At 63.6% G+C, this 25180-nt stretch carries 19 protein-coding genes; 12 read left to right on the top strand and 7 right to left on the bottom strand.

Annotated features, from left to right (window positions below):
• Positions 1-54 precede the first annotated feature (54 nt).
• The 7 genes from JW929_06900 to JW929_06870 all read right to left on the bottom strand — a co-directional run bounded on the left by JW929_06900 (position 55) and on the right by JW929_06870 (position 13715).
• Positions 55-2376 carry a GGDEF domain-containing protein gene (locus tag JW929_06900; protein ID MBN1439121.1) on the bottom strand — a complete coding sequence of 774 codons (2322 nt, stop codon included), beginning with the start codon at positions 2374-2376 and terminating at the stop codon, positions 55-57.
• A gap of 24 nt (positions 2377-2400) precedes the next feature.
• Entirely contained in the window at positions 2401-4743 is a 2343-nt protein-coding gene (locus JW929_06895; GenBank protein ID MBN1439120.1) for a GGDEF domain-containing protein, read from the bottom strand.
• Positions 4744-5152: 409 nt separating this feature from the next.
• Positions 5153-7420, bottom strand: a complete 2268-nt coding sequence (locus JW929_06890) for a GGDEF domain-containing protein (GenBank protein ID MBN1439119.1) — start codon at positions 7418-7420, stop codon at positions 5153-5155.
• A gap of 2 nt (positions 7421-7422) precedes the next feature.
• Positions 7423-9042 (bottom strand): DUF4129 domain-containing protein, encoded by a 1620-nt coding sequence (locus JW929_06885; protein MBN1439118.1) that lies wholly within the window; start codon positions 9040-9042, stop codon positions 7423-7425.
• Positions 9009-10229 (bottom strand): DUF58 domain-containing protein, encoded by a 1221-nt coding sequence (locus JW929_06880; GenBank protein MBN1439117.1) that lies wholly within the window; start codon positions 10227-10229, stop codon positions 9009-9011. Before JW929_06880 ends, JW929_06885 begins: the two co-directional genes overlap by 34 nt.
• A 252-nt stretch (positions 10230-10481) precedes the next feature.
• Entirely contained in the window at positions 10482-11429 is a 948-nt protein-coding gene (locus JW929_06875) for a MoxR family ATPase (GenBank protein ID MBN1439116.1), read from the bottom strand.
• Positions 11430-11459: 30 nt separating this feature from the next.
• A complete protein-coding gene (locus JW929_06870) occupies positions 11460-13715 on the bottom strand; it encodes a GGDEF domain-containing protein (GenBank protein ID MBN1439115.1) in 2256 nt (751 codons plus the stop codon).
• Positions 13716-14505: 790 nt separating this feature from the next.
• Here JW929_06870 and JW929_06865 point away from each other — a divergent pair.
• The 12 genes from JW929_06865 to JW929_06810 all read left to right on the top strand — a co-directional run bounded on the left by JW929_06865 (position 14506) and on the right by JW929_06810 (position 25044).
• Positions 14506-14952 (top strand): NADH-quinone oxidoreductase subunit B family protein, encoded by a 447-nt coding sequence (locus JW929_06865; protein ID MBN1439114.1) that lies wholly within the window; start codon positions 14506-14508, stop codon positions 14950-14952.
• Positions 14949-15440, top strand: a complete 492-nt coding sequence (locus JW929_06860; protein ID MBN1439113.1) for an NADH-quinone oxidoreductase subunit C — start codon at positions 14949-14951, stop codon at positions 15438-15440. Before JW929_06865 ends, JW929_06860 begins: the two co-directional genes overlap by 4 nt.
• Positions 15437-16576: a nickel-dependent hydrogenase large subunit gene (locus JW929_06855; protein MBN1439112.1), complete on the top strand. Its 1140-nt coding sequence runs from the start codon at positions 15437-15439 to the stop codon at positions 16574-16576. Before JW929_06860 ends, JW929_06855 begins: the two co-directional genes overlap by 4 nt.
• Before the next feature lie 107 nt (positions 16577-16683).
• On the top strand, positions 16684-17103 hold the full coding sequence (locus JW929_06850; GenBank protein ID MBN1439111.1) for a 4Fe-4S binding protein: 420 nt from the start codon (positions 16684-16686) through the stop codon (positions 17101-17103).
• A gap of 376 nt (positions 17104-17479) precedes the next feature.
• Complete coding sequence (locus JW929_06845; GenBank protein ID MBN1439110.1) at positions 17480-18910, top strand: NADH-quinone oxidoreductase subunit L; 1431 nt, start codon at positions 17480-17482, stop codon at positions 18908-18910.
• Complete coding sequence (locus JW929_06840; GenBank protein ID MBN1439109.1) at positions 18907-20766, top strand: hypothetical protein; 1860 nt, start codon at positions 18907-18909, stop codon at positions 20764-20766. The genes JW929_06845 and JW929_06840 overlap by 4 nt, the downstream gene beginning before the upstream one ends.
• Before the next feature lie 16 nt (positions 20767-20782).
• Entirely contained in the window at positions 20783-22261 is a 1479-nt protein-coding gene (locus JW929_06835; protein ID MBN1439108.1) for an NADH-quinone oxidoreductase subunit M, read from the top strand.
• On the top strand, positions 22262-22738 hold the full coding sequence (locus tag JW929_06830; protein MBN1439107.1) for an NADH-quinone oxidoreductase subunit J: 477 nt from the start codon (positions 22262-22264) through the stop codon (positions 22736-22738). It begins immediately after the preceding gene.
• Positions 22731-23039: an NADH-quinone oxidoreductase subunit K gene (locus tag JW929_06825; protein ID MBN1439106.1), complete on the top strand. Its 309-nt coding sequence runs from the start codon at positions 22731-22733 to the stop codon at positions 23037-23039. Before JW929_06830 ends, JW929_06825 begins: the two co-directional genes overlap by 8 nt.
• Positions 23040-23042: 3 nt before the next feature.
• Complete coding sequence (locus JW929_06820) at positions 23043-23375, top strand: hypothetical protein (GenBank protein MBN1439105.1); 333 nt, start codon at positions 23043-23045, stop codon at positions 23373-23375.
• Positions 23376-23455: 80 nt separating this feature from the next.
• Positions 23456-24427, top strand: a complete 972-nt coding sequence (locus JW929_06815) for an NADH-quinone oxidoreductase subunit H (GenBank protein MBN1439104.1) — start codon at positions 23456-23458, stop codon at positions 24425-24427.
• Between the two features lie 50 nt (positions 24428-24477).
• The gene (locus JW929_06810; protein ID MBN1439103.1) at positions 24478-25044 is read left to right on the top strand and encodes a hydrogenase maturation protease; all 567 of its coding nucleotides are present in this window, start codon (positions 24478-24480) and stop codon (positions 25042-25044) included.
• The last annotated feature ends 136 nt before the right edge of the window (positions 25045-25180 follow it).

Here is a 25180-nt window from a genome sequence, read left to right as displayed (position 1 = left end):
CGGCATGCGGACGCTTTTGGGTCCGTACGTCCGTTCCGGCCGGGCCCTTCCTTTTTAACCCCCGTTCGGATTTCGGGCCCGTTCCCTCAGCGGCGGGCGGGCGGGCGGATCCTCCGCTGCCGGACCGGATTCCTTCCAATCTGCGGTTTGGGCCGATCCCTCCTCGAATACCTCGGTTCGGTTCCGCCCGCGCAGCTTGGCTTGATACAGCGCCTGGTCGGCCCGATCCACCACCTCCGCCGGAAGGATCCCCTCCCCGCACATCGACGCGATCCCCAGGCTCACCGTCAGCCGATGCAGGAGTTTACCGCTCCCCTCCACACCGCGGCGCACGTTTTCCGCCACCGTCATCGCCCCCGCCGCGTCCGTCTCCGGCAGGATGATCGCGAACTCTTCGCCTCCGTAACGAGCCACCACGTCCAGCCCCCGCCGCGCCCCGCGCTCGATGCACTGCCCGACCTCCCGCAGCGCCTCGTCCCCCGCCGGATGGCCGAAGGCATCGTTATAATTCTTGAAGCGGTCGATGTCGATCATAATCACCGCCAAATCCCGCCGGTACCGCCGACTTCGATCCGTCTCCTTTTGCAGCATGATCTCGAAATATCGATGGTTGTGCAACCCGGTCAGCCCGTCCCGCAGCGAAAGCTCCCGCACCCTGGCGTGCAGCTGCACGTTCTTGATCGCCGAGGCGAACTGCCGCACCAGCGTCGCCAACGGATCCAAGCTGCCTCCCTCGAACGCCACGTACCCGAGCTTCTCGTCGCGGTACGTGACCGGAAGCAGCGCCAGGCTGTGCGCCTCCCCCTCCGGATACAATCCCGGCGGCGGAAACCGGCGCGTCTCGAACCGCATCACCGGAGAGTCCGGCTCCAACGGGTGCATCACGCTCCACCCCACCGGGTCTTCCCCCTCCGGCTCAAAGAACACCACCCGGCACGAGCGCACCCCGATTGCGGGAAGATCCTCCCGCAGCGTCCGGTACAGTCGGTCTTCGTCCGACGAGGATATCAGCCGGGCGGTCAACAAGCCCATCGCCTCGTCGTAATCGGTCTGCCGGACCTGCAACCGCATGGAGCGCCGGTCGATGCTCTCGCTGAGCAGGATCCGGGCCCGGTGGAGGATCGCTTCCGCCCGGTCCCGGCAGTCGGCTCCGCCGGACCCGATCCGCCCGGCGTACACCGCCCGGCGCAGTTCCGTCACCGCGGATTGCCAAAGCAGGGCGCTGTCTTCATCCCGCAATTCCACCTGCTGAAGGACATCCGTCGCCGCTTGCTGGAAATGGGCGTCGTCCCCGTCTTCCAGGCTGAGACAAAATCCCTCCACCAACCGGCCGCAAAGCGGCAGAATCTCATGGCCCGGCGTGTGCATGTCCTCCCCCTGCAGGGCATCCAGGATCGAAGCCGGGAGATCGTCGATCCCCTTGGCCGAGGACGGCTCCGGTGCGCGGGACGACGGTCCGCCGAGGTCCGCCGATTGCACGACGATATCTGGCAGGCATCCGCAGGATTGGCGGGGGACGAGCCAGGTGGATACGCGGGTCCATTCCGGCACGGCGCGCGGGCCGCGTTCGATCCGCTTGTGGAGTAGGAGCAACGCGCGGTACCCGGTCTCGAACAGCGGATAACGCACGCTGGTTAGCGGCGGCACCTGCGCCTTGGTTTCCAAAACGTCGTCGAAGCCGGTCACAGCCGCATCCTGGGGAATCCGGATCCCGGCCTCTTGCAGAGCCCGCATCGCCCCCATGGCCGAATGGTCGTTGCTGCACATCACGGCGGTGAACTTCACCCCGGATTCCAGTATCCGCCGCATGGCATCAAAACCGCCGACATCCCAATGCTGTCCGTAAACCAACAGCCGCGGGTCGTCCGACAGCCCCAATTCCTGGACTCCCTTGCGGTAGGCGTTCAACCGGGCGAAGCTGTCTCCGGGATCCTGCTCGTACCCGGCGATGAAGGCGATCGAGCGGTGGCCGTGCCCGACCAAATGCTCGAGCACCTGCCGGATTCCGCTTTCGTTGTCGGGCAAAATGGCCGGGCTTCCCAATTCCCCGCCGAGAAACAAAACCGGAAATCCCTCCTCCGCCAACCGCTGCGCGTAGCGCATCCGCCGCTTGGCCAGCATCGGCGTGACGAAGAGCAATCCATCGGTGTTCCACGGGCCGACCGGCAGGAAATCCGTTTCCGGACCGGCCTCCGGCCAGGCCGGGACCTGACGGCTGCGTCCGGTCCGGCGCGCCATGCCGCAGGCCAACATCAGATGCACGTTTTTATCGCGCGCCGCCGCCTGTATCCCGCGGATGATGGGAAAGGAAAATGGCGCCGGGCGGGCACCCTCGTAGATGTGAAAGCCGAATAAAACGCCGATGGTCGGTCTCATCAAATTCCGGATGCGGTTCTCGGGTCAACGTTTTTCATTCAACATGCCCGTGCTTTTACGAATCCGTTTCACCGCCGGCCGGCGGGATGCGGGCCCGCCTTCGGCGGGCGTTTCTTCGCGATGCGCCGTCTGGGTCATCCACGCCGCGTAATCCACCGAGCGGTTCCGGCCTTGAACCTTGGCCTGGTACAACGCCCGGTCCGCCTCCTCCACCAATTCCTGAGCTTGGACCCTCTCTCCCCGCAACGAAGCGATTCCCAGGCTGACCGTCGTCGGCTGTAGGAAAGTTCCGTTGCTTTCGATCTGCCGGCGGATGCTTTCGGCCACCATGCGGGCTCCGGCGATGTCCGTCTCCGGCAAGATGACGGCGAACTCCTCGCCGCCGTAGCGGGTGACCACGTCCAAGCCGCGTCGGGCCGTCTGCTCGATGCATCGGGCGACTTCCTTGAGGGCTTCGTCCCCCGCCGGGTGCCCGAATTTGTCGTTGTATCTTTTGAACCAGTCGATGTCGATCATGATCACCGCCAGATCCCGCTTGTAGCGCCGGCTGCGCTCCGTTTCCTTTTGCAGCATGATTTCGAAATAGCGCCGGTTGTGGATCCCCGTTAATCCGTCGGTCAGCGAGAGTTCCAGCACCTGGGCGTGCAGCTGGGCGTTTTTAATCGACGAAGCCAATTGACGGACCAGCGTCGCCAGCGGATCGAGGTTCCCGCCGTCGAACGCTACGTACCCCATTTTTTCCTCCAGATAGCACAACGGAAGCAGCGCCAAGCTGAACGGCTCCTCCTCCGGATACAATCCCGGGGGCGGGAAGTGGCGGGTCTCGAACTGCATTCCGGGCGCATCCCGCTCCAGCGGCTGCAGGATGCTGTCCGCCACCGGATCCCCGCCCCGCGGCCGGAAAAACACGATGTTGCACGAACGCAAACCGATCCGGGGCAGGTCCTCCCGCAAGGTTACATACATTTGGTCTTCGTCCGACGAAGAAATGAGGCGCGCCGTTAGCAAACCCATGTCCTCATCCATCCCGGCGCGTCGGACCAACAGCCGCGTATACCGACGTTCGACGCTTTCGGAAAGCAGGGTCCGCGCCTGATGCAGGAGGTCTTCAACCCGCCTGACGCGCTCAGAATCCCCGCTCCCGATCCGCTCCGCGGCCGCCGCCCGCCGCAAGACCGATACGGCGGATTGCCAAATGTGGGCGTTGTCGTCGCTCGTCAATTCCACCTGCTGTAAAACCTCCGAGAGCGAGGTTTGGAAGTGAGAGGGATCCCCGTCCTCCAGACTGCGCAGGAAGCCTCCCGCGATCCGGCGGCAATAGGGAAGCCATTCCCCGTGGGATTGCGGATTCTCCTCCAGCAGCGCGTCCAGCATGAGTGCGGCAAGCTCGTCTTGATACCGGACCGAGGCGGGATCCGCGGACGGCGGATATTGATCGGCGCCGAGGGCGCACTTGGCGACCGCTTCCGGCAGGCAGCCGCAGGATTGCCGCGGCATCAGCCAAGTGGCGATGCGGGTCAGGTCCGGGATGGCCCCGGCGCCCCGTTCGATCCGCTTTTGAAGCAGGATCAGGGCGCGGTATCCGGTTTCAAACAGCGGATAGTGGACGCTGGTCAGCGGGGGCACCTGCGCCAGACTCTCGAGAATATCGTCAAAGCCGGCGACCGCCACGTCGGCGGGCACGCGCAGACCCGCTTCGCGCAGGGCCCGCGCGGCGCCGATGGCGGACATATCGTTGCTGCACATCACCGCGGTGAAGGCCGCGCCCGATTGCAGCATCCGCTGCATGGCGGCGTACCCGCCTGCGATCCAATGCTGCCCATATTCCACCAGCCGCGGATCCTCGGACAGCCCGAATGCGCGGACGCCCGCCCGGTAGGCGTTCACCCGCACGGCGCTGTCGCCCGTGTCCTCTTCATCGCCGGCGATGAATGCAATTTCTTTATGTCCGTGCCGGACCAGGTGTTCCAGGACTTGGCGGATGCCGCCCTCGTTGTCGACGACGACCGCGGGCGGTCCGGCGTCGCCGCCGATATTCAACACCGGGAAGCCCTCCTCCTGCAGCCGGCGGGTAAACCGAAGCCGGGGTTCCGTCCGCAGCGGCCCCAGGAAGATCAACCCGTCCGTGTTCCATGGACCGATGGGGATAAAGTCCATGTCCGGATTCAATTCCGGCCAAGCCGATCGATGGAGATTGGGACCCGCCACGCGGGTCACGCCGCAGCCGACCAGCAGGTTGAGTTGCTTATCCCGCGCGGCCGACTGCATCCCGCGGATGAGTGGAAACGCGAAGGCCGTTGGATGGGCCCCCTCGTACACGTGGTAACCGACGAGTACGCCGATCGTGAGTCTTCGGGGTTTGGTCATGGGATGATACACTCTTCGAATACCGAATCCCGCGCATGTATTGTATATCAAACCATACCCGGACGCGTGTCTTTGCGCGCAGCGCCGGGGGAAATGCAGGGCGTTATCCTGGAAGCGCATCCCCCACAGACGTCCACGGTTGGGAGGGTGCCGTCGCGCGTGATGAAACCGGAAGGATCACGGCGTTTCACACCCTTTCCCATTGCAACCCCCTCGCCCCGCCTTCGCCAAGGAAATACGCAAAGGCTGCGGCCGGACATCGCCGTGCGGGGAGCCGGCCGAACCGGCAATCATCGGCCCAACCGTTTGGAGACGAAGCCTTTGGTGCGCCAACCGGAACGCGGACTTCGGCTCTTCCACGGGGAACATGCCCTCGGGCGGGATGCCGCGGGGAAAAGCACTCGGCGGTTCACCCCCGTCCGGCTTTGGCGCGGGCGTCGTTCTGCATCCACTCCTCGAAGAGAGCCGCCTGGTTTCGCCCCCGGACGACGGCTTGGCTCAACGCACCTTCCGCTCGGCTGACCAAGTCCACCGGCTGAGCTGACTCCCCGGAACACGCGGAGATGCCCAGGCTGACGGTTAATTTACGCAGGAAGCGATTCTCCGCGGCAAAAGCGCCGCGGATACCTTCGGCGACGATCCGCGCGCCGTCTGCATCAGTCTCGGGAAGGATGACGGCGAACCGCTCCCCGCCGATGCGGGCGATCACATCCAATCCGCGCCGGACCTTTCCCAGAATGCCCTCCGCCGCTTGGCGCAGGGCATCGGCGGCCGCGGACGGTCCGAAGACCTCCCGGTATTCCGAAAATCCGTCGATCTCGGCCAAGACCAGCGAAAGCGGCCGATCGTACCGGCGGCTGCGCTCGAATTCCTTCCGCAGGAGAATGTCAAAATACCGCCGGTTGTACAAACCGGTCATCCCGTCCAACAGCGTTAATTCCGTCACTTGGCGGTGCAGGGCCGCGCTTTTCACCGCCGAAGCCGCCTGACAGGCGACCATCGCCAACGGCGCCAGATTCTCACCGTCGAAGACGGCATAACCGAGATTTTCCGATCGGAACATCAATGGCAAAACCGCCAGGTTGAACGGGTTGGATTTTGGAATCAAGCCGGGTGGCGGAAACGCGCGGGTCGGAAAGCGCAACGGAGGTGCGTCCGCCGATTCCATCAACAGCCGGCTGTCACGGAATGGATCGTCGTCCCGGGATTCGTAGAGGGCGATGCGCCCCGAGCGGATCCCCAATTGCGGCAGGTACTCCTGAAGGACCGGCTGGATCTGATCCTCCTCAAACGAGGAAAGGAGCTTGGCGGTCAGGCATCCCATGGCCTCCTCGAAGTGGGTCTGCCGAAGCCGCATGCGCTGATGCCGCCGCCGTGCGCTTTCGCTGATCAGCATCCGCGCCTGGTGCAGAAGATCCTCGGCGTGGGTTTCCCGGCGCGCTCCGCAATCATCCGAAAGCAGGGTGTGGGCGCCCAAGCGGAGAACCGAGACCGCCGCCTGCCAGGCATGGGCATCGTCGTCCATCAGTTCGATCCGCTGCAGGACTTCGATCAGCGCGATCTGGAAATGCGAGAGGTCGCCGTCCTCCAGGCTGAGCAGAAAGGATTCCACCAAACGGTCGCACAGCGGCCGGGAATCGGGGATGCGGGAGGGAGTCGTCTCCGCCAGCAGGGATTCCATCATCGCCTGGGCCAGGTCTTCCTTAAACCGCGCGGGGTTCAAGCGGTCCGAGTTGAACGGCATCCCACGGCGGATGACGGCGGTGCTGACCACGTCGGGTAGGCATCCGCAGGATTGACGGGGAACGAGCCAGGTGGAGACCCGGGTTTGATCCGGGATCGCGCCCGGGCCGCGTTCGATCCGTTTGCGGAGGAGCAGCAAGGCGCGGTACCCGGTTTCGAACAGGGGATAGTGGACGCTGGTCAGCGGAGGGACCTGGGCTTGGGCGGTGAGGTGATCGTCGAACCCGGTCAACGCCACGTCCCGCGGAACGCGCAGTCCGGATTCGCGCAGGGCGCGCATCGCGCCCTGCGCCGATTCGTCGTTGCTGCAGACCGCCGCGCTGAATTCGACGCCGGATTGCAGCAAGCGCCGCATGGCCCGGTATCCCCCTTCCGCCCAATGCTGGCCGAACTCCACCAGGTGCGGATCGCTCCGCAGGCCCAATTCCTGGACCGCCCGGCGGTAGGCGTGGAGTCGATCTTGGGAATCTCCCGGATCGGCTTCGTCCCCGGCGATGAAAGCCACGGCGCGGTGTCCGTGCTCCACCAAGTGCTCCATCGCCTGGCGGATCCCGCCTTCATTGTCCACCAGGATCATGGGGGTTCCCGCCCCCGCGCCGACGCACAGCACGGGGAATTCCTTCACCGCCAGATCCCGGAGATAGCGGAGTTGCTCCGGAAAACGGAGTGGGTTGAGGACCAGCAGGCCATCGGTGTTCCACGGTCCGACAGGAACAAAATCCGCCGTCCGAACCTCCTCCGGCCAGGCGGGAAAATACCGGCGCTCGCCGGAAAGGTCGCGGCCGATCCCGCAACCGACCAGGAGGTTGATCCCCTGGTCGCGGGCGGCGGTTTGGATGCCGCGGACGATCGGCGAGACGAAGGGATTTGGGAGGAATCCTTCGAAGACCTGAAAGCCGACGAGGACTCCAACGGTGCGGCGAGGTTCGGCCATGCTTACCGCTTCCCGCCGGCGGCGGCCGGTTTCGCTGAGCGCAGGTAGCCGCGGACCGTATCCCAGATCCGCCGGATCCGGCCGGCTTTTTCCGGCCCGACGGCGCGCCGGGAATAGCGGGCCTCCTCGAAGGCCAGGGTCATCTCGCGCAATTCCTCCGCAATCGGGGCTTCCCCTTCCATAAGCTCGGCGGCATATTCGCGCGGAGTTTGCGCCGGCCGGCGGGCGATTCCGCGTTCGGCTTCCCGCCGCAACAGCGCAAAAAAATAGAACCGGACCATCTGCCGCGGATCCAGCCGACGGAGGCGGAGGAACGCCGTCGGGGCCCGTCCGCCCCGCCCCGCCAAGTTGGCGCGGATGGCCCGCAACGAGACGCGCACGCCTTCGGCCAATCCGCGACTCCACCCGCCGATCCGTCTGTGCATCCGGCGGAAGAAGCGCCACAACCGGCGGAACCAGGAGCGGCGAAACAGTCGCCGGGCGACCGCGTGCCGCCAGGAGAGGATCTCCCGGACGGCGTACACCAGCACGGTCAGGACAAGCCCCCAAAACAACAGTTCGCGCAGTACCGTCCACCACGGAATCCCGGCCGTCAGTCCGACGGCTTCGGTCTGCTGCGCCGGTTCGGGAACGGGCAGGTCCTGATGTCCGTTCATGTCGATATCCGGCAGCACCAGGCTCAACAGCCAGGTGATCAGCACGATGACCGTCAAGGCGAATGCGGAAAACGCCGTGGTAAGCGCCGATGTGATCAGCCCCAGGCTGGAGAGCAATCGGAAGGAATACTCCGTCGGCAGGACGACGGCCAGGAGCAGAAGCAGCAACACAAAACCCAGCCCGTAAGCCGTCCACCAGCGCGGAACGGAGGCGTCGACCGTCGTCCGCTCCGTCATCCATTCGGCCCGCAGCAGCATCTGGCGGCTGATGACGAACAATCCCAGGCCGCACAGGAAGAAGAGCAGAACCTCCAACCCGATCGAGCCGAACCGCATCTCCAAGCCAAAGACAAGATGGGCGATCGGCAGCGCAAACACCGAGAGGAACACCATGCATCCCCCCATCAGAAACACATCCTGCCAGATCCGCAGGCGGGCTGAATTCTGCTCCTCGATCAATCCGCGCTGGAATTCCCGTTCCATCGAGACGGGCAGATTTTCCAGGGCGGTTAAATCCGCGGTCAGGATCCGGCTCAACACCCAGACCATCACCAACAGCGCCAAACCGGCGAAAAACTCCATCCGCGACACCACCTCCAGCGTCATGCTCGAGAGGGCGGAAAGGTCGCGCAGCTGGAATCGGGGGCCGAACTGGATCCAAACCAGCCCCAGCAGGATCACCAGCAGGACCGTCCACTCCGCCAGAGTCCGCTTCACCCAATCCCGACCGAGGACCTCCGTCTGCAGGATCAGGCGCCGGGACAAATTGACTTCCAACGCCACCAGGAAGCCGAAGACCATCATCCGCTCTCCGGCGGAAAGGAAAACCGCAAACCAGTCCATCTCGAAAACGCCGACCGCCCGGCTGAAACTCACGGCGAAACACACCGCCATGACGCTGGCCAGGAGCGCATTGATGAAGGAGAAGACCGTCAACCGGCGGGATTCCATTCCGTTCCTCTGCACCTACCCAGAATCCTTTTCAGGTCGTCCTCGAACCGGATCTCGAAATAGGGGATGCCCAAGCCGCGCGCCCGGCTTTCGAAGGCCTCGTAGCGCAGCACCGGAGCCGTCAGGAAAACCACGCTTTGCAGGCCCCTGCGCCTCCCCCGCAGCAACTCGTCGAACAGGAGTTCGTCCGGCTTTCCGGTGATCACCAGAAGCGTCGTGCCCCAGGGAAGCCCCGAACCCCGCTCGCGGAGGAGGGCGGCGAAGGATTCCCCGTCGGCCAGCTGGATCCGGGCCAGGGTCTGCAGCAGCAGAGCCAAGTGGGCGGATCCTTTGCGGACCGGCAGCGCATGAATCCGGCTCTCTGGATTGAGCGGATCCTGGCCGTTGGAAACCAAGCCGACCGGCTGGCGTTTGCCTGCGGCGTAGGCGGCGAGGGAAGCGGCGGTGACGACGGCCAGTTCGGCCGCATCGATCCGGGTGCGCGGTTCGTATTCCCGCGCACACAGGTTTAAAAAGACCGCGACCTCGAGCGCGATCGCCGGATCGTACTGCCGGACCTGCAGTTTCCCGGCCGCCGCCGACGCTTTCCAATCGATGCGGCGCAGGGAATCCCCCGCCTGGTAATCCCGTTTAGCCATCACCCGGCTGGCATCCTCGAACAACGGCTGGTGGAACCGCAGGGTTCCGTTGGGGGAGAAGGACGGGATCGGGCATTTCGGGATCGGAACGATCCGCGGAAAGACGGTCAGGTAATCGGGCGCCGCTTGCCGCTCGCGGCTTTCCTCCAAGCCCAGGAGATCTCCGGATTGCAGGTACACCGGACCGATCCGGTAATATCCCCGTTTGTTACCGCGCAACAGGTAGTCGACGGAGGTTTTGCCCTTGGGGCCGAGAGCCACCGCGCGGCGGAAAAAATTCGGAACCGAAAGCTCGACCGGAAGACTCTCATGGATCCTCACCCAGGGAACGGGCAGCCAACCGCGGTTGGCGACCTCCAATCGGACTCGGATCGTTTCGCCGAGCAGCGCCTGCGGGTGCAGCCGGCGCCGGACATCGATCGAACTCAGCCCCCGGTCACGCCACCACCGGCCGAACAGGAACGCCCCGAGAAGAAAATAAATGACGGTTACGACCGACGTTTCCTGCAAGGCGATCGCAAGGATGAACAGAAACACGACGAAGATGAAAAAAGGACCGATCACCTGCCGGCGCACTCCCGAACCACAACTCGGCGATGGGCCCTCATTCGGCCTCCGGCCGCTTTGCCCGAAATTCTCCGCGACGGGCCGTCCCACCCCGCATCCCGACAAGATAAATCGGATTTTATAAAGCCTTTTATTTTTAGGCTCCGGGCCGGGAAAGGGAGGGCTTGAGGGAGAGGCGGTGTGAACATCGCTTTTTTCTTGATATCCTTCCGATGACCCTGCATGCGACCCTGCGCGCGATTCGCGGATTTAGGAAACGGTCCCCAGGTCCAGCGGGGTCTCCGCCAGGATCTCCTCCAGCACCGCGCGGGCGGTCCGTCCGCGAAGCTCCGCTTCCGGCCGCAGGACCAAGCGGTGGGAAAGAACCAACGGGGCCATGGTTTTAATATCGTCCGGCAGGACATGGTCCCGCCCCCGCACCCCGGCCAGCGCCTGAGCCGTGCGGTACAACGAAAGACTCGCCCGCGGGCTGGCTCCGAGCGCCAGATCCGGATGGGCCCGCGTGCGGCCGACCAGGCGGACGATGTACTCCTGGAGGGTGTCGTCGATGTGGACCTCCCACACCTGCCGTTGCAGGTCCAGCAGTTCCGCGCATTCGGCCACCTGCTCCAGCCGGTGGATCGGATGCTCGCGGCGGAGGTGGACCAGCAGAGTTTTCTCATCCTCCGGGGAGGGGTATCCCAGGGTGAGCCGGATTAAGAACCGGTCGAGTTGGGCTTCGGGCAGCGGAAACGTTCCTTCATATTCGATCGGATTCTGGGTCGCCAGGACCAGGAAGGGCTTGGGCAACGGATGGGTCACCCCGTCCACCGTCACCTGCTGCTCCTGCATCGCCTCGAGCAGGGCGGATTGCGTCCGCGGCGTGGCCCGGTTGATTTCGTCCGCGAGGAGGATGTTGACGAAAACCGGACCGGTCCGGAATTCGAACTGCGAGTTTTTCTGGTTGAACACGGAGACGCCGGTGACGTCGTTGGGCAACAGATCCGGCGTGCATTGCAGGCGGCGGAACTGCCCGCCCAGGCTGAGGGCGATCGAGCGGGCGAGCATGGTCTTGCCGACCCCGGGGACGTCTTCGATCAACACATGGCCCTCGCACAGCAGGGCCACCATGAGGAGTTTGATGCTTTCCCTCTTGCCCACGATCACCCGTTCCACGTTTTGGACTACGCGGTCGACGAAGCTATCAATCGGCGGCATGCGGTTTCCTTTCCGGCGTGAAAGTTGAAATTACCGCTTCCGGGTGTCGGGCGGAGCGGCGAGCTTGACGATCTCGGTCCGGTTTCTTCCGACGGATTTGGCCTGGCAGAGAGCCCGGTCGGCGGCGGCCATCAGGCTGTCGGCGTCTTCGGTGGGGTTGTCGTCGCCGGCGACGGCGATCCCGATTCCGACGTCGAACAAACCGCGGAATTCTTCCTCCTCCTCGATGCTGCGGCGGACGGCCTCGGCGATGTTTTGCGCCCCCGCGCGGCCGGTTTCCGGCAGGAGGAGGACGAAGGTTTCGCTTGAATAGCGGCAGACCACGTCCGAGCCGCGGCGGGTACAGAGCGTGATGCGCTGGGCGAGCGTGCGCAGGGCTTCCCGGCTCCGCATCGCCCCGCGGGAGGAAGCGACGTGCTTCCATCCGTCCAGCTCGATCATCATCAGGGTCAATCCGCGGCGGTACCTGCGGCTGCGATCCATCTCGCGCCGCAGGAACAGGTCGAAGAACCTCCGGTTCTGCACTCCGGTCTCCGGATCGACCAGCGAAAGGTCCTCGGTTTGGTCGTGCAACTGCTGGAGTTTCAGCGCGGCCGCCAATTGCCGGGTGATCGTCGCCAGCGGTTCGAGGGCCGCGGCGTCGAACACCGCGAATCCCATGGGTTCGTCTTGGAACGTAATCGGCACAAGGACCAGGGCATACGGCGCTTCGCCGGGGAGGATGTCGGGAGCGGGAAACCCCCCGCAGTCGGCGCAAATCTCGCGCAGGTCTTCCAGATCCGGCCGGTCGACCGATTTCCACAGGTCGGCGTAAAAGGTGATGCCCCCCAACGGATTGTCCGGGCGGGGTTCGAACAGCGCCACCTGTGCGAAGCGGATCCCGATTTCCGAGAGATGCTCCGCGAAGATGCGCAGGATGCCTTTTTCCGAGTTGGCTGAGAACATCCGCGTGGTCATCCACCCGATCTGATGGTTGATCTCGCCGGCTGAAAGGCGGGTTCGCAGGTTGAGGCGTTCGGCGTGGTCGGTGACGATCAGGCGGGCCTGGTGCAGAAGGTTTTCGGCAACCGTGGATTGCCCGTCCGGAACCAACGGCAAGGCTTTCAGCCGGAGGACGGAGACCGCCGATTGCCAGAGGTCGCAGTGATCTTCGGCGGGATCGGTCGAATCGAGGATCTCCTCAAGCACGCGGAGGAAATCGGTTGACTCCCGGCTCGCCACGGCCTGCAGGAAGGCGGATACAAATTTTCGCGCGGTGTCGCAGGGGTCGTGCAAGATCCCGGCGCCCAATCCGGGTTGGAGGGCGTCGCGAACGGCCTGCTCGGCGGAATCCAAATCGTCCGCCTGCGGGACGGTCTGCAGGCGGATCTCCTGCCGGTCCACCTGGTAGGAAGGCGAACAACCGCAGGATTCGCGGATCGCCAAGCAGGCCGGAATGCGAATTTCGGCGGCCGGCGCTTCGGGATGGGCGATCCTTTCCAACAGCATTTCCACGGCCTTCACCCCGACTTCAAAGAGCGGGTAATGGACCGAGGTCAGCGGGGGAATTTGGCCCGCCGCACTGGGCTGGTCGTCAAAGCCGATCACCGCCACATCCATCGGAATCCGGCGCCCGGCTCTGCGGAGCATTTCCATCGCGCCGTAAGCCGAAACGTCGTTGGAAGCCACCACCGCGGTGAAGGGAATCCCGGTGGTAAGGATCTGTTCCATGGCCTTGCGCCCTCCCTCGCGGTAATGGTATCCATAAGCAACCAAGCGCGGATCGGGATCAGCCTCGAATTGTTCGACGGCTCTCCGGTAGGCCTGCAGCCGGAGGGTGCTGTCGCCGTGATCCAAAGGGTCGCCGGCGATGAAGGCGATCCGCCGGTGTCCGTGGCGGATCAGATGCTCGACGGCCTTGTGGATGCCGCCTTCGTTATCCATCACGATCGCGGGAGTTCCCTCGCCGGAGCCGATGCATACCACCGGGAAGGATTGTTCAATCACCGAGCGCAGGTAGCGGCTGCGTTCTTCGGAACGCAAAGGGGCGGCGACGATCAGGCCGTCGGTGTTCCAATGGCCGAGCGGGACGTAATCGCAGTCCGGTGAGACCACCGGCCAGGCGGTGTGCAGGGAGCGCATCCCGGGGGTGCGGCTCACGCCGCAGGCGACCATCAGGTTGCAGCCGTGATCCAGCGCCGCGGCGCGCACGCCGCCGATGACGTATTGGAGGAACCGGTCCAGGAAAATGCTGCCGTACACCGGCCATCCTGGAAGCATGCCTATCGTCACGGGGCGAGCACTCATGAAACCCGCCTGTTCCGGCGAAGGGGACCGGGGAGGATTACCAGCGAAAGGCTCGGCGCGGGAAGAGATTCGCGGAAGGTTTTGTGGCTCGGCAGACCGGTCGGCGCGCACGGAACTGCCGCCGCGGCCGCCGGCGATGGTTTTGGGAGGCTTCTCCGATCGGTCCGGCTTCCCTGCGCATCCCGCATGCCAAGCCTCCTAACCGGGCGGTTCCCGGCTAAATTATACTGGAAATAATTTTTTCCCTTCGACGCTTCCCAATCCCTTGAACCTGTTTTATAATCTCGCCGCCCCCACCCCTTTTCGAACCCTGCCCCCACTCGGCGCCAGGTTCGCAGATGGCCGTGTCTTCTCACGGGGTTGCACCTGTCCGGAGCGGCATGCACGTTTTCCGGGCCTCTCGTCACGATCGATCCTCCGCGATAAGTCTGTACCCGGTCGCGAATGAAATTTGGGCTGGGTGAACAAAAATGATCGGGCTAACCATTTTCAGCCTTTATTAAGAGACGAATTGCACAATTTTGAGTATAATTGTAGTAAATGAATCGGGATTTTTACTTGGTCTCCACGAATTCCCAGAAGTAGGGATAGTGGAGAGCGAGAAGCCAACTCGGCAAAGTGAACACGAAACCTCCTGAAACATCGAGCGTTCGGGTGGTTTCGACCAAGCAACTCCCATTCCGCCCGCGATCCGCATCGCCCTTTTCAGTGGCGTGCGGCCCGGCGCCAAAACCAACAGGAGAAACCCATGAGCGACGTTCCCGCCGGGCTTCCCAAACCCTGGACGCGGATGATGGAATCGATCGTCAACTGGTCCCGGATTCATTCCCCCTGGGCGATCCACTTCAACAGCGGCTCTTGCAACGGCTGCGACATCGAAATCCTGGCCGCGCTAACGCCCTCCTTCGACGTGGAACGGTTCGGGATCAAGCTGCAGGGCAGCCCGCGCCACGCCGACGTGCTCATCTGTACCGGCGCGGTTTCCTTGCAATCCCGCGAACGCCTGCGGCGGATCTACGAACAGATGCCCGAACCGAAATTCGTCGTTGCGATCGGTTCCTGCGCTCTTTCCGGAGGCGTATTCCAAGGTTGCTACAACGTGTTGGGAGGAATCGATAAGGTGATCCCGGTGGACGCCTACATTCCCGGCTGCCCGCCGCGGCCGGAGGCGATCATCGACGGGATCATCAAACTGCTCGAAAGCCTGAAGCAAAAGAAATCGGAGGTGGCGAATTGAAAACGACCGAAGAGATTCTGGCCGAAGGCGTTTCCCTGGTCGAAGGCCGTTTTCTTTCGCAATCCGCTCCGGAACCGGACCGCATCGACCTGGCGGTGGAACCCGGGCGATTGCTGGAATGCATCCAGCCGCTGGCCTCCGCCCGCTGGGGGTTTCTGGCCGCGATCACGGGATTGGATCCCGGACCGGAATCCGGCCGCCTGGAGGTGCTGTACCAATTTTGCAACAAGGCGGCCGTGCTGACCTTTCGGGTCTCGCTCCCCCGCGACAACCCGGTTGTTCCCAGCATCTACCCGCTGATCCCCGCGTCCTCGCTGTTCGAGCGCGAACTGATGGAAATGTTCGGCGTAGTGTGCGAAGGAACCCCGGACCCGCGGCGGCTGTTCCTCTCCGACGACTGGCCCGAGGAAACGTACCCGCTGCGCAAGGATTACATCGTATCCGCCCCTCCGCCGGAGGGCGGAACCGCGGAAGGAAAAACGCCATGACCGTCGAGTCAAAAGAGAAATTTATCATTCCGATCGGCCCCCAGCACCCCGCCCTGAAGGAACCGGCGCACTTCGAATTTTCGGTCGAGGGCGAGACGGTCACTTCTTCGAGCGTTCGATTCGGATACGTGCACCGCGGGATTGAGAAGGGGGCCGAGAACCGCAATTGGGCTCAAACCCTCTACCTGGTAGAGCGCATCTGCGGGATCTGCTCCAACATCCATTCCACCGCGTATTCCTTGGCGGTGGAGAAACTGGCCGGCGTGCCGGCGCCCCCCCGGGCGCAGGCCATCCGCCAAGTCTTGGTGGAACTGGAACGGATCCACAGCCACATGCTCTGGGCCGGGGTGGGCGCCCACGAAGCCGGATTCGACACCCTGTTTATGTATTCCTGGCGCGACCGCGAGACGGTGATGGACATTCTCGAATCCACCACCGGCAACCGCGTGAACTACTCATCCAACATCCTCGGCGGCGTGAAATACGACATCACCCCTCCGCAGGTCGAGGCAATCCTCAAGGGAGTTGCCTACCTCGAAGAGCGCCTGCACTACTACATGAAGATCGTCACCAGCGACGAGACCTTCCTGCAACGGACCCGCGGCGTCGGCGTGATGAACGCCGCCGAGGCGGAAAAATTGGGGGTGACGGGCCCCACCGCGCGCGCTTCGGGGATCGCCCGCGACACGCGGGTGGACGCCCCCTATCTGCTTTACGAGCAGCACCCGGTGACGATCGTCCTTTCCGACGTGGGCGACCTGCAAGCCCGGTTCGTGGTGCGGATCCAGGAACTGTTCGAATCGATCCGCGTGATCCGCGAACTGGTCCGCCATCTGCCGGAGGGGGAGCTCTCCGTCCGCTTCCCCCGCCGCGTCCGCGAAGGGGAAACGGTGATGCAGGTCGAGGCGCCGCGCGGCGATCTGTTCTACTTTATTAAAAGCGACGGCGGCGAGCGGCCGTACCGGGTGAAAGTCCGCACGCCCAGCCTTCGAAATTTCACCTCGGTCCTGGAGGGCGCGATCGGCCAACAGCTGGCCGACGTACCGATGATCCTGGCCGGGATCGACCCGTGCTTTTCCTGCAACGACCGCTCCGTCGTGTTTCGCCGGAACGGAGAAACCGCAGGAACCTCTTGAAACCTGCGGCGCCCGCGCGCGTCCACCCGACCGCCAGCCATACCGCCGTTCTCCCGGCGCCCGCGGCGGCGGGAGGGTTGCGCCGCAGCCGCAAAGGGAGCTCTTCCATGAAAATCGGCTCGATGTTGGGCGAAATCCTCCGTTCCGTGTTCCGCCGGCCGGCGACGGTGAATTTCCCCCTCCAGCAATCCCCGGTACCGCAGCGCCTGCGCGGCGTCGTCCGCTACAATCCGGAAAAATGCACCGGCTGTCAGCTGTGCATGAAGGATTGCCCCGCCAACGCGATCGAAATCATCGCCGTCGACAAGCCCAACAAGCGATTCATCATGCGTTTCCACGCCGACCGCTGCACCTATTGCTCCCAATGCGTCGTCAATTGCCGCTTCAACTGTCTGGAGATGTCGAACGAGCATTGGGCGAACGCCGCGCTCAAGCGCGAGCCGTTCACGGTGATGTACGGACGCGACCAGGACTTGAAGGACTTCTTAAAGAAAACCGAGTTGGAAGTTCCGCAGCTGAAGCTGTAGCGACGTCCCGCGGGAGGCGGTGGAAGATTGTCAGCCGCCGGCGGGGAATGTATAATACCCACCCGCGGATTTCCCGAGGCCGGACCGGGATGGACGCCCGAGGCGCCGCCGGGAATCGCGGCCGCATTCTCCGCAAATCGGAACAACGCGTCTCTCATTTCCGGGCTCCGGAAACATTCCGGACAGCGAAGGCCTTCCTGCGGGCCGCCGACCGCCGACCGAACACTGCCGGTGAATCGATGCGCGCCCGGTCGACAACCCGCCCGGCGCCGCCCGAGGAAAGCCCCCCCGGACCGGGCTGGTGCGGAGGCTTTTCCGGAAAGGCGGCCTCACCGCCGCAGAAGGAAATCCACCCAAGGACAGATGCGACTCTCCCATGCCTATTGAAACGATAACCCTCCTGGCAATCTTCGTTCCGATCCTGGGGGCGTTCAGCGTTCCCCTGGCCGGTTGGCTCTCCCCCCGCGCGAGATCGCTCTGGGCCGTTGTACTCGGCCTGGCCACCGCCGCCTTTGCGATGCTGCTGATCCCGTTCGCCGTCGGGGGCGGAAACCTGATCCTCTATTGGAATCTCCTGCTGGGGGTGGATTTCATCCTCACCGTGGACGCGCTGTCGGTGTTCATGTCGGTCGTCTCGTCGTCCGTCGGGGCCGTGATCCTCATTTATTCCATCGGGTATATGGAGCGCGAGGAGCATCAAAACGAATATTATGCGATGTTCCTCTTGTTTATCGGGGCGATGATGGGGTTGGTCTATTCCTCGAACCTGATCTTCCTGTACCTGTTTTGGGAGGTCACCGCCATCTGCTCCTGGCGGCTGATCGGGTTCTACCGCGGCAAGGAACACGTCGTCAAGGCCGACAAGGCGTTCCTGTTCACCTTCGGTTCGGCGGTGGTGATGCTGGTGGGGTTTCTGCTGATCCACGGCCAAACCGGGACGTTCGATCTGACCAAAATGCACGGGGTCGGCCTGACCGGCGCGATCGTGCTGTTGGTCCTGGTCGGGATCTTCGCCAAATCGGCCACCCTGCCGCTCCACACCTGGCTGCCGGACGCCGGCGTCGCCCCCTCCACGGTGACTTCGATGCTCCACGCGGCGGTGCTGGTCAAGATCGGCGTCTACGCCTATGCCCGGCTGTTCAACGCCACCTTTGTCCTTCCGCCGGGCTGGGCGGACGGGATCGCCGTGCTGGCGATGGCTTCCAGCCTCGTGGCCGCCTGCGCCGCCGCGGTCGAGAACGACCTCAAACGGATCCTCGCCTATTCCACGATCAGCCAGATCGGATACATCTTCCTGGGGCTGAGCGTCTCCGGGCCGATCGGGATCGCCGGGTCGCTGCTCTACATCCTGATGCACGGCCTGGGCAAAGCCGGCCTGTTCCTCTGCGCCGGGATCGTCGAGCATTCCACCCACAAACGCGACATCCGCGAGCTCGGCGGCCTGATCAAAACCATGCCGCTGACGGCCGCCGCCTTCTTCCTCTGCGCCTTTTCCGTGATCGGGATCCCGCCCCTGGGCGGTTTCTTCCCCAAATTCATGGTGATCCTGGGGACGGTGGAAGCCGGCAAACTGTGGTTGGCGGCCGCCGCGCTGTTGATCGCCGTGCTCACCGCGTTCTACCTGTTCCGCCTGTTCCATGCGGTCTTTCTGGGAGACGCAAAATCCGACGCCCGGGAGGGCACGCCCTCGATGCTCCTGGCGGTGCTGGGGTTGGCCGCCTTTTCGGTCGCGGGCGGAATTCTGGTTTTCTACCCGATGCAATTGGTGGACACTGCAACACTCCAGATCCTAGGACTGGTGCCATGACACCCGACACGCTGCTCATCCCGATCCTCCTTCCGCTGATTCTGGGCGTTGTGATCCTGCTTTTTCCCGCGCGCTGGAAAACCCCGGCGGGCATCCTGGCCTTGCTCGGCACGGCGGGTCTGCTGTACGTCGACGCGCGGCTGTTCGCCGCGGAGGACCTTTCGCTCTCCCATCCGTGGATGGCGGGAATCATCGCTTTCGACCTGCGCCTAGCGGCGTTGAGCCGCTTCATCCTACTCTGGATAGGCATCTTCGGCTTTCTGATCTGCCTTTTTTCGCTGGCGAAGATGGGCGGGCATCCGCGGGCCAAGGAGTATTTCGGATATTTCCTGCTCACCCTGGCGGCCGCCGGCGGCGCGGTCCTGGCCGACAACTTCCTCGTCCTGCTGTTCTTCTGGGAGGCTCTGCTGCCCACGCTCTACGCGCTGATCAGCCTGGGGACGAAGGATTCCCCACGCACCGCGGTTAAAGCGCTGCTGATCTCCGCCTTCTGCGATTTCTGCCTCGTCCTCGGCATCGCCATCCTGTGGACCACGAACGGGTCGGCGCAGATGTCTGGTCTCTCGGTCGCGCCCGAAGGCCCGGCCGCGGCCAGCTTCCTGCTGATGATGATCGGCGCGATCGGCAAGGCGGGCGCGATGCCGTTCCACACCTGGATCCCCGATGCGGCGCTGGACGCCCCGGTGAGCGTGATGGCCTTTCTGCCCGCCTCGCTGGAAAAACTGCTCGGGATTTACCTGCTCTCGCGGATCTGCCTGGACATCTTCTCGCTGGAAGCCCACAGCGCGCTTTCGATCGTCCTAATGACGATCGGGGCGTTTACGATCGTTCTGGCGGTCCTGATGGCGCTGATTCAAAAGGACTTCAAGAAACTGCTCTCGTTCCACGCCATCAGCCAGGTGGGGTACATGATCCTCGGAATCGGCAGCGCGACACCGGTCGGCATCGCCGGCGGAATCTTCCACATGGTCAATCACGCGATCTACAAAAGCGGCCTGTTCCTCAGCGCCGGATCCGTCGAGCACCGAACCGGGACGACCGAGCTCAAGAAGCTGGGCGGGCTGTTCCGGGAACTGCCCCTCACCGCCGTCGGCTTCGGCGTCTGCGCCCTGGCCATTTCCGGAGTCTGGCCGCTCAACGGATTCGTCTCCAAGGAAATGATCTTCCACGGTTCGCTCGAGACGGGCTACCCGGCCTTCGCCGCCGCGGCTTGGGTCGGGGCGATCTTCACGTTCGCCTCCTTCCTGAAAGCCGGCCATGCCATCTTCCTCGGGCCGCGCAGCAAGGAAATCCCGGCGGCAAAGGAAAGCCCGGCCGCCATGCTCCTGCCGCTGCTGACGCTGGCTTTCCTCTGCATCCTGTTCGGCGTGGCGAATTCCCTGCCGCTCAACGCCTTCATCCAGCCGGTGTTGGAAGGCCGCCTGGCCGCCGGCGAACACCTGGACCTGACCGGCCACGCGCTGGACGTTTTCACTCCCGTGGCGCTGATCTCGATCGGGATGCTGGCCGTGGGCTTGGGCATCCATCTGTTCGGCTGGTACCGGGCGCAGAAGCGGGCTTACCTTGCCTCCGAAATCATCCACGGCATTCCGGTTCTGAGCGCGTTCTACCGCTGGAGCGAGGAACGGCGCCTGGACCTCTATGAACAGGGCCTGAAGGTCCTGCGGGCTTTTTCAAACGCCATCTTCCGCGCCGTCGACCGGCCGATCGACGCGGTTTACGAGAAAGGCGCCGTCGGGGCGGGCAAGCTCATCATCCGCGGACTGCGGACCGTGCACAATGGGTTTTACCCGAACTACCTCGCCTGGTGTTTGGCGGGCTTCGCCGCCCTGCTGATCCTGCTTTGGATTTTCTAGCCGTTAAGGAGAAACGATGAGTATTCCGTTCCTCGCCCTTCCCTTGGTCCTGGCCGGCATCATGCCCCTGCTCGGCAAAATTTCCAAGCGCTTTCTGCCGGACCTGGTGGCCAACCTGACCCTGCTCTTCCTGCTGGGCTACGGAATCTTCTGCGCCCGGGAGCTCGTGCTTACGGGGCCGAACCTTCTGCAGGCCGCCCTGCCGGACATGACCCTCAACATCACCCTGACGCTCGACAGCTTCAACATCCTCCTGCTGCTGACCGTCGCGCTGGTGGGGCTGGGCGTGACCCTGTATTCAATCGACTACATGGAACACTACGACGGGAAGGCGATTTTTTACGCACTGCTCCTGATCATGATTGCCGGCATGAACGGCCTGATCCTGGCCGACGACCTGTTCACGATGTACATCTTCCTGGAGGCGGCGGCGATCGCCTCTTACGGGCTGATCGCGTTCGGGCGGAAGCGGGAAGAGCTCGAGGCTTCGTTGAAGTACCTGATGCTCTCGGCAGTGGCGACGGCGTTCCTCCTGCTGAGCATCGCCGTCCTGTTTGGGCTGACGGGAAGCCTCAAGCTTTCCGCCGTCGCCGCCGGGCTCGCGGCGCTCGACGCCCAGGGGGCCGCCGCCTTGTGCGCGGCGCTGTTCCTGATGGCGTTCGGCTTGAAAGCCGCGCTGGTCCCCTTCCACGCCTGGCTTCCGGACGCGCATTCCTCCGCTCCGGCGCCCATCTCGGCGATGCTTTCGGGCGTGCTGATCAAAGTCCTCGGGGTGTACACCCTGATCCGGGTCGTGCTGACCGTTTTCGGCCTCTCGTCGGCGATCGAAAACATCCTGATGATCCTCGGGATCGTATCGATCCTCACGGGAGCCTTCCTGGCCCTGGGGCAAAACGACGTCAAACGAATGCTCGCCTACTCCTCCATCAGCCAGGTCGGATATATCGTCCTCGGGATCGGGATCGGAACGCCGCTTGGAATCCTCGGCGGCCTCTTCCACCTGCTGAACCACGCCTCCGCCAAGGGCTTGCTGTTCCTCAACGCCGGAGCGCTGGAGCACGCCACCGGGACGCGGGAGTTGGACAAGCTGGGCGGGCTGGGCAAGCGGATGCCGATCACCGCGGGAACCAGTGTCATCGGCTCGCTGGCGATCGCCGGCGTTCCCCCGTTGAACGGCTTTTGGAGCAAGCTTATCATCCTGTTGGCGCTGATCCAGGCGAAGCTCTATGCGGGCGCGTTGATCGCCGCCCTGGCCGGGATCCTGACGCTGTGGTACTACCTGGTGCTGCAGCGGCGCGCGTTTTTCGGCAAGCTGAACGAGGCCTGGCAAAACGTCCGCGAGGCGCCGTTCTGGATGTCGGCCTCCTCGATCCTGCTCGGCGCCGTGTGCGTGCTCGTGGGGCTGGGCTTTCCGTTCGTCATCCAGAATTGGATCCAGCCGGCGGCGGATGCCCTCACCGCCGGACAATCCGTCCTCCACCTCCCGGGGTTCTAAATGCATATCTTCCTGTTGTGCGGATTGGTGCTCTGTTCGATCCTGGCGATCCTCGCCACGGACCTGCTCAAGGCGGCGATCTCCCTCGCCGGCGCCAGCATCTTCCTGGCGATGACCTTCTTCGAATTGGGTGCCGCGTATGCGGGCGTGTTCGAGATCTCCGTCGTGGCCGGGCTGATCACCGTGCTGTTCATCGCCACCATTAGTCTGACTAAGGGCGAGGGGGAAGTGAAGGAACGGAGATTCGGACGCTACCTGTTGCCCGTGTTCGTGGTCGGGATGGCCGTCGCCGATTTCCTGGTGATGCGGCAATTCCTCGGCGCCCTCCCCGCCCTTCCCGCCGCGCCCGAAGCGGCAGATCTCGGGACGGTGTTGTGGAGCCAGAGGACGTTCGACCTGATCGGGCAGATCGCCGTCCTCCTGGCCGGGGTCTTCTGCGTGCTGGCTCTGTTCCGCAAAAGGAGCGAAGATGAGTGACACCTGGATCATCAACATGGCCTTCGTCGCCTTGCTCGTGGCGATCGGCCTCTATGCCCTGCTGACGATGAAGAACCTGATCCGCATGCTGATCGGGATCGAGATCGTCTCCAAGGGAATCTTGCTGGCGCTGATCGCCACCGGCTACGAGAAGAACAACATCCTCACCAGCCAGAGCCTGGCGATCTCCTTTATCGTGGTGGAGGTCTGCGTGCTGGCGACGGCCTTGGCGGTGATCATCAACATCCACCGCCATACGAAGACGCTGGACATCGAACAGTTGACCAACCTGAAGGGCTGACCCATGGGCATTCCGGACATTCTGCTCTCCCCGCCGGTCGTATTTCTGATATTCCTCGCCGCCTGCTTCGCGCTTTTTTGGTCGGCCGGATTCCTTGCGCCGAAGCCGACCAAGGTCGGCGACAAACTGGAGTCCTACGCCTGCGGCGAGGACATGCCGGACAGCGCGATCCAGATCAACTACCGGCTGTTCTTCCACATCGCGCTGTTCTTCACGATCATGCACGTATCCGTTCTGGTCGTGGCCACCGTTCCGGCGGGCGCGCTGGCGCTCCTGGCGGTGCCGTACCTGTTGATGATTTCCCTCTCCGTTGCAGCGCTGATCACCCGGAGTTGATCCGGGGATCGGCGGAGGTGTCTCCCGGAGGGCGGGCCCGGGATGCGGCGGAAGCATTTTGCCATAGATAAGGAGTCGGTATGGAGGTTCTGAAAACCCTGCTTTACTTGTTCGTGTATCCCGGTCTGTTGTTTTTGTTCCTGTACGCCACGTTCTGCGAATGGGTCGACCGCAAAGTGTACGCGCGCCTGCAGAACCGGATCGGGCCGCTGTTCACCGGCCCCCAGGGCATCCTTCAGCCGGTCGCGGATTTCGTAAAGCTGTTGGCCAAGGAAGATATCCTTCCGACTAGGGCCGATCCGGTGATGTTCACCCTCCTGCCGATCGTCATCCTGGCGGTGGTCTGCACGGCCGCAATGTACCTGCCGCTGTGGCATTATTCGGCTTCCACGCCTTCCTTCATCTCCTTTCCGGGGGATTTGATCGTGGTCGTCTTCCTGCTCACCCTGCCGACATTGATCTTCTTCCTGGCCGGCTGGTATTCCTCCGATTCCTTCTCGGCGATCGGCGGAACGCGGGTGATCACGATGCTGTTCGGGTACGAAGTGCCGCTCTACCTGGCGGTCCTCGGTTCGGCGATCCTGGCCGGCTCCTGGCGGTTAGTGGATGTCTCGCTGTTCTACCAGGCCCACCCGCTGCTCCTGCTTTCCAACGCCCTCGGCTTCATCGTCGCGCTCATCGCCCTGCAGGCGAAACTGGAGCGGGTGCCGTTCGACCTGCCGCACGCGGAAACGGAGATCGTCGGCGGCACGTTCACCGAATACTCCGGCCGCAAGCTGGCCTTCATCCACTTGGCGATCGACGTGGAGATGGTCGTGGGTGCGGGATTGATCGCGGCCGTGTTCCTGGGCGGGTTCTCCGACAATCTGCTCGGGGGGTTCGCGCTCTTCATCCTGAAGACCCTGCTGGTCGTGGTTCTGCTCTCGGTCATCCGGGCCTTGTTCGCGCGCATCCGCATCGACCAGCTGATCCACTTCGCCTGGCAATACCTCACGCCGCTGGCCATGATCCACATCCTGATCATGGTCGTGATCAAAGGCTTGTTCCTGTAAAGCCCGCCGGTCCATCCGCTCGATACGGCACCTTTGCAAAGATGGAAAGCATGACGTCCGATTGGGAACAACGGCTTACGGGAATCCTCCGGAAAAGCCGCCGGCTTGCTTTTGTGGGCGTGGGCCAGGATTTGCGGGGCGACGACGCGGCCGGCATCCACCTGGTGCGGCGTCTGCAGCAGGCCTCACCCGAGACTCCCGCTTCCAACACCCTCCCGCTCGAAAAGCCTCCCCCCATGCCCTCCACGGCCAAACGGCATGCGTCCGCAGCCAAGCCTTGCGCCGTCCGGTTGTATTTTGAAGCCGGCTTGCGGCCGGAAGCCAGCGCCGGCCCGCTGCGCCGGTTCGGGCCGGATTGGGTGATCTTCCTCGATGCCGCGGAGTTGGGCGAACCACCCGGGACGGTACGTTGGATCGAACCGCAGGAGATCGACGACGGAACCGCCTCGACCCACACCTTTCCGATGGGCGGATTTGCAGGATACCTGTGCGCCGAACTCGGCTGCCGGACGGCGGTCCTCGGAATCCAGCCCGGTCGCATGGAATTCGACGAGCCCGTTTCGGCGGAGGTTCAGTGTGCGATCGAGGAGATCGCCGGACGGATTCTCGGGGGATAAAAACGCCGCCCCGAGCGGCGGCCGGGCACCACTTTACCGATAAGTATGTGGTGCATTTTCCGGCCTAATCCGGCCGCCCGTTTCGGAGTTATCCGGCCGGTGATTCCGGAGTTATCCGGCCACCCATTCCGGAGTT

The sequence above is a fragment of the Anaerolineales bacterium genome, assembly GCA_016928575.1.
Taxonomy (GTDB): Bacteria; Chloroflexota; Anaerolineae; order Anaerolineales; family RBG-16-64-43; genus JAFGKK01.
Note: the sequence above shows the minus strand (reverse complement) of the source record. Positions and strands in the feature narration are given on the sequence as shown.

Bases quoted from the DNA above. Each gene is read 5' to 3' on its own strand.
- JW929_06900 (MBN1439121.1), bottom strand. From the start codon at position 2,376: ATGAGACCGACCATCGGCGTTTTATTCGGCTTTCACATCTACGAGGGT.
- JW929_06895 (MBN1439120.1), bottom strand. From the start codon at position 4,743: ATGACCAAACCCCGAAGACTCACGATCGGCGTACTCGTCGGTTACCAC.
- JW929_06890 (MBN1439119.1), bottom strand. From the start codon at position 7,420: ATGGCCGAACCTCGCCGCACCGTTGGAGTCCTCGTCGGCTTTCAGGTC.
- JW929_06875 (MBN1439116.1), bottom strand. From the start codon at position 11,429: ATGCCGCCGATTGATAGCTTCGTCGACCGCGTAGTCCAAAACGTGGAA.
- JW929_06870 (MBN1439115.1), bottom strand. From the start codon at position 13,715: ATGAGTGCTCGCCCCGTGACGATAGGCATGCTTCCAGGATGGCCGGTG.
- JW929_06865 (MBN1439114.1), top strand. From the start codon at position 14,506: ATGATGGAATCGATCGTCAACTGGTCCCGGATTCATTCCCCCTGGGCG.
- JW929_06855 (MBN1439112.1), top strand. From the start codon at position 15,437: ATGACCGTCGAGTCAAAAGAGAAATTTATCATTCCGATCGGCCCCCAG.
- JW929_06850 (MBN1439111.1), top strand. From the start codon at position 16,684: ATGAAAATCGGCTCGATGTTGGGCGAAATCCTCCGTTCCGTGTTCCGC.
- JW929_06845 (MBN1439110.1), top strand. From the start codon at position 17,480: ATGCCTATTGAAACGATAACCCTCCTGGCAATCTTCGTTCCGATCCTG.
- JW929_06840 (MBN1439109.1), top strand. From the start codon at position 18,907: ATGACACCCGACACGCTGCTCATCCCGATCCTCCTTCCGCTGATTCTG.
- JW929_06835 (MBN1439108.1), top strand. From the start codon at position 20,783: ATGAGTATTCCGTTCCTCGCCCTTCCCTTGGTCCTGGCCGGCATCATG.
- JW929_06830 (MBN1439107.1), top strand. From the start codon at position 22,262: ATGCATATCTTCCTGTTGTGCGGATTGGTGCTCTGTTCGATCCTGGCG.
- JW929_06825 (MBN1439106.1), top strand. From the start codon at position 22,731: ATGAGTGACACCTGGATCATCAACATGGCCTTCGTCGCCTTGCTCGTG.
- JW929_06820 (MBN1439105.1), top strand. From the start codon at position 23,043: ATGGGCATTCCGGACATTCTGCTCTCCCCGCCGGTCGTATTTCTGATA.
- JW929_06815 (MBN1439104.1), top strand. From the start codon at position 23,456: ATGGAGGTTCTGAAAACCCTGCTTTACTTGTTCGTGTATCCCGGTCTG.
- JW929_06810 (MBN1439103.1), top strand. From the start codon at position 24,478: ATGACGTCCGATTGGGAACAACGGCTTACGGGAATCCTCCGGAAAAGC.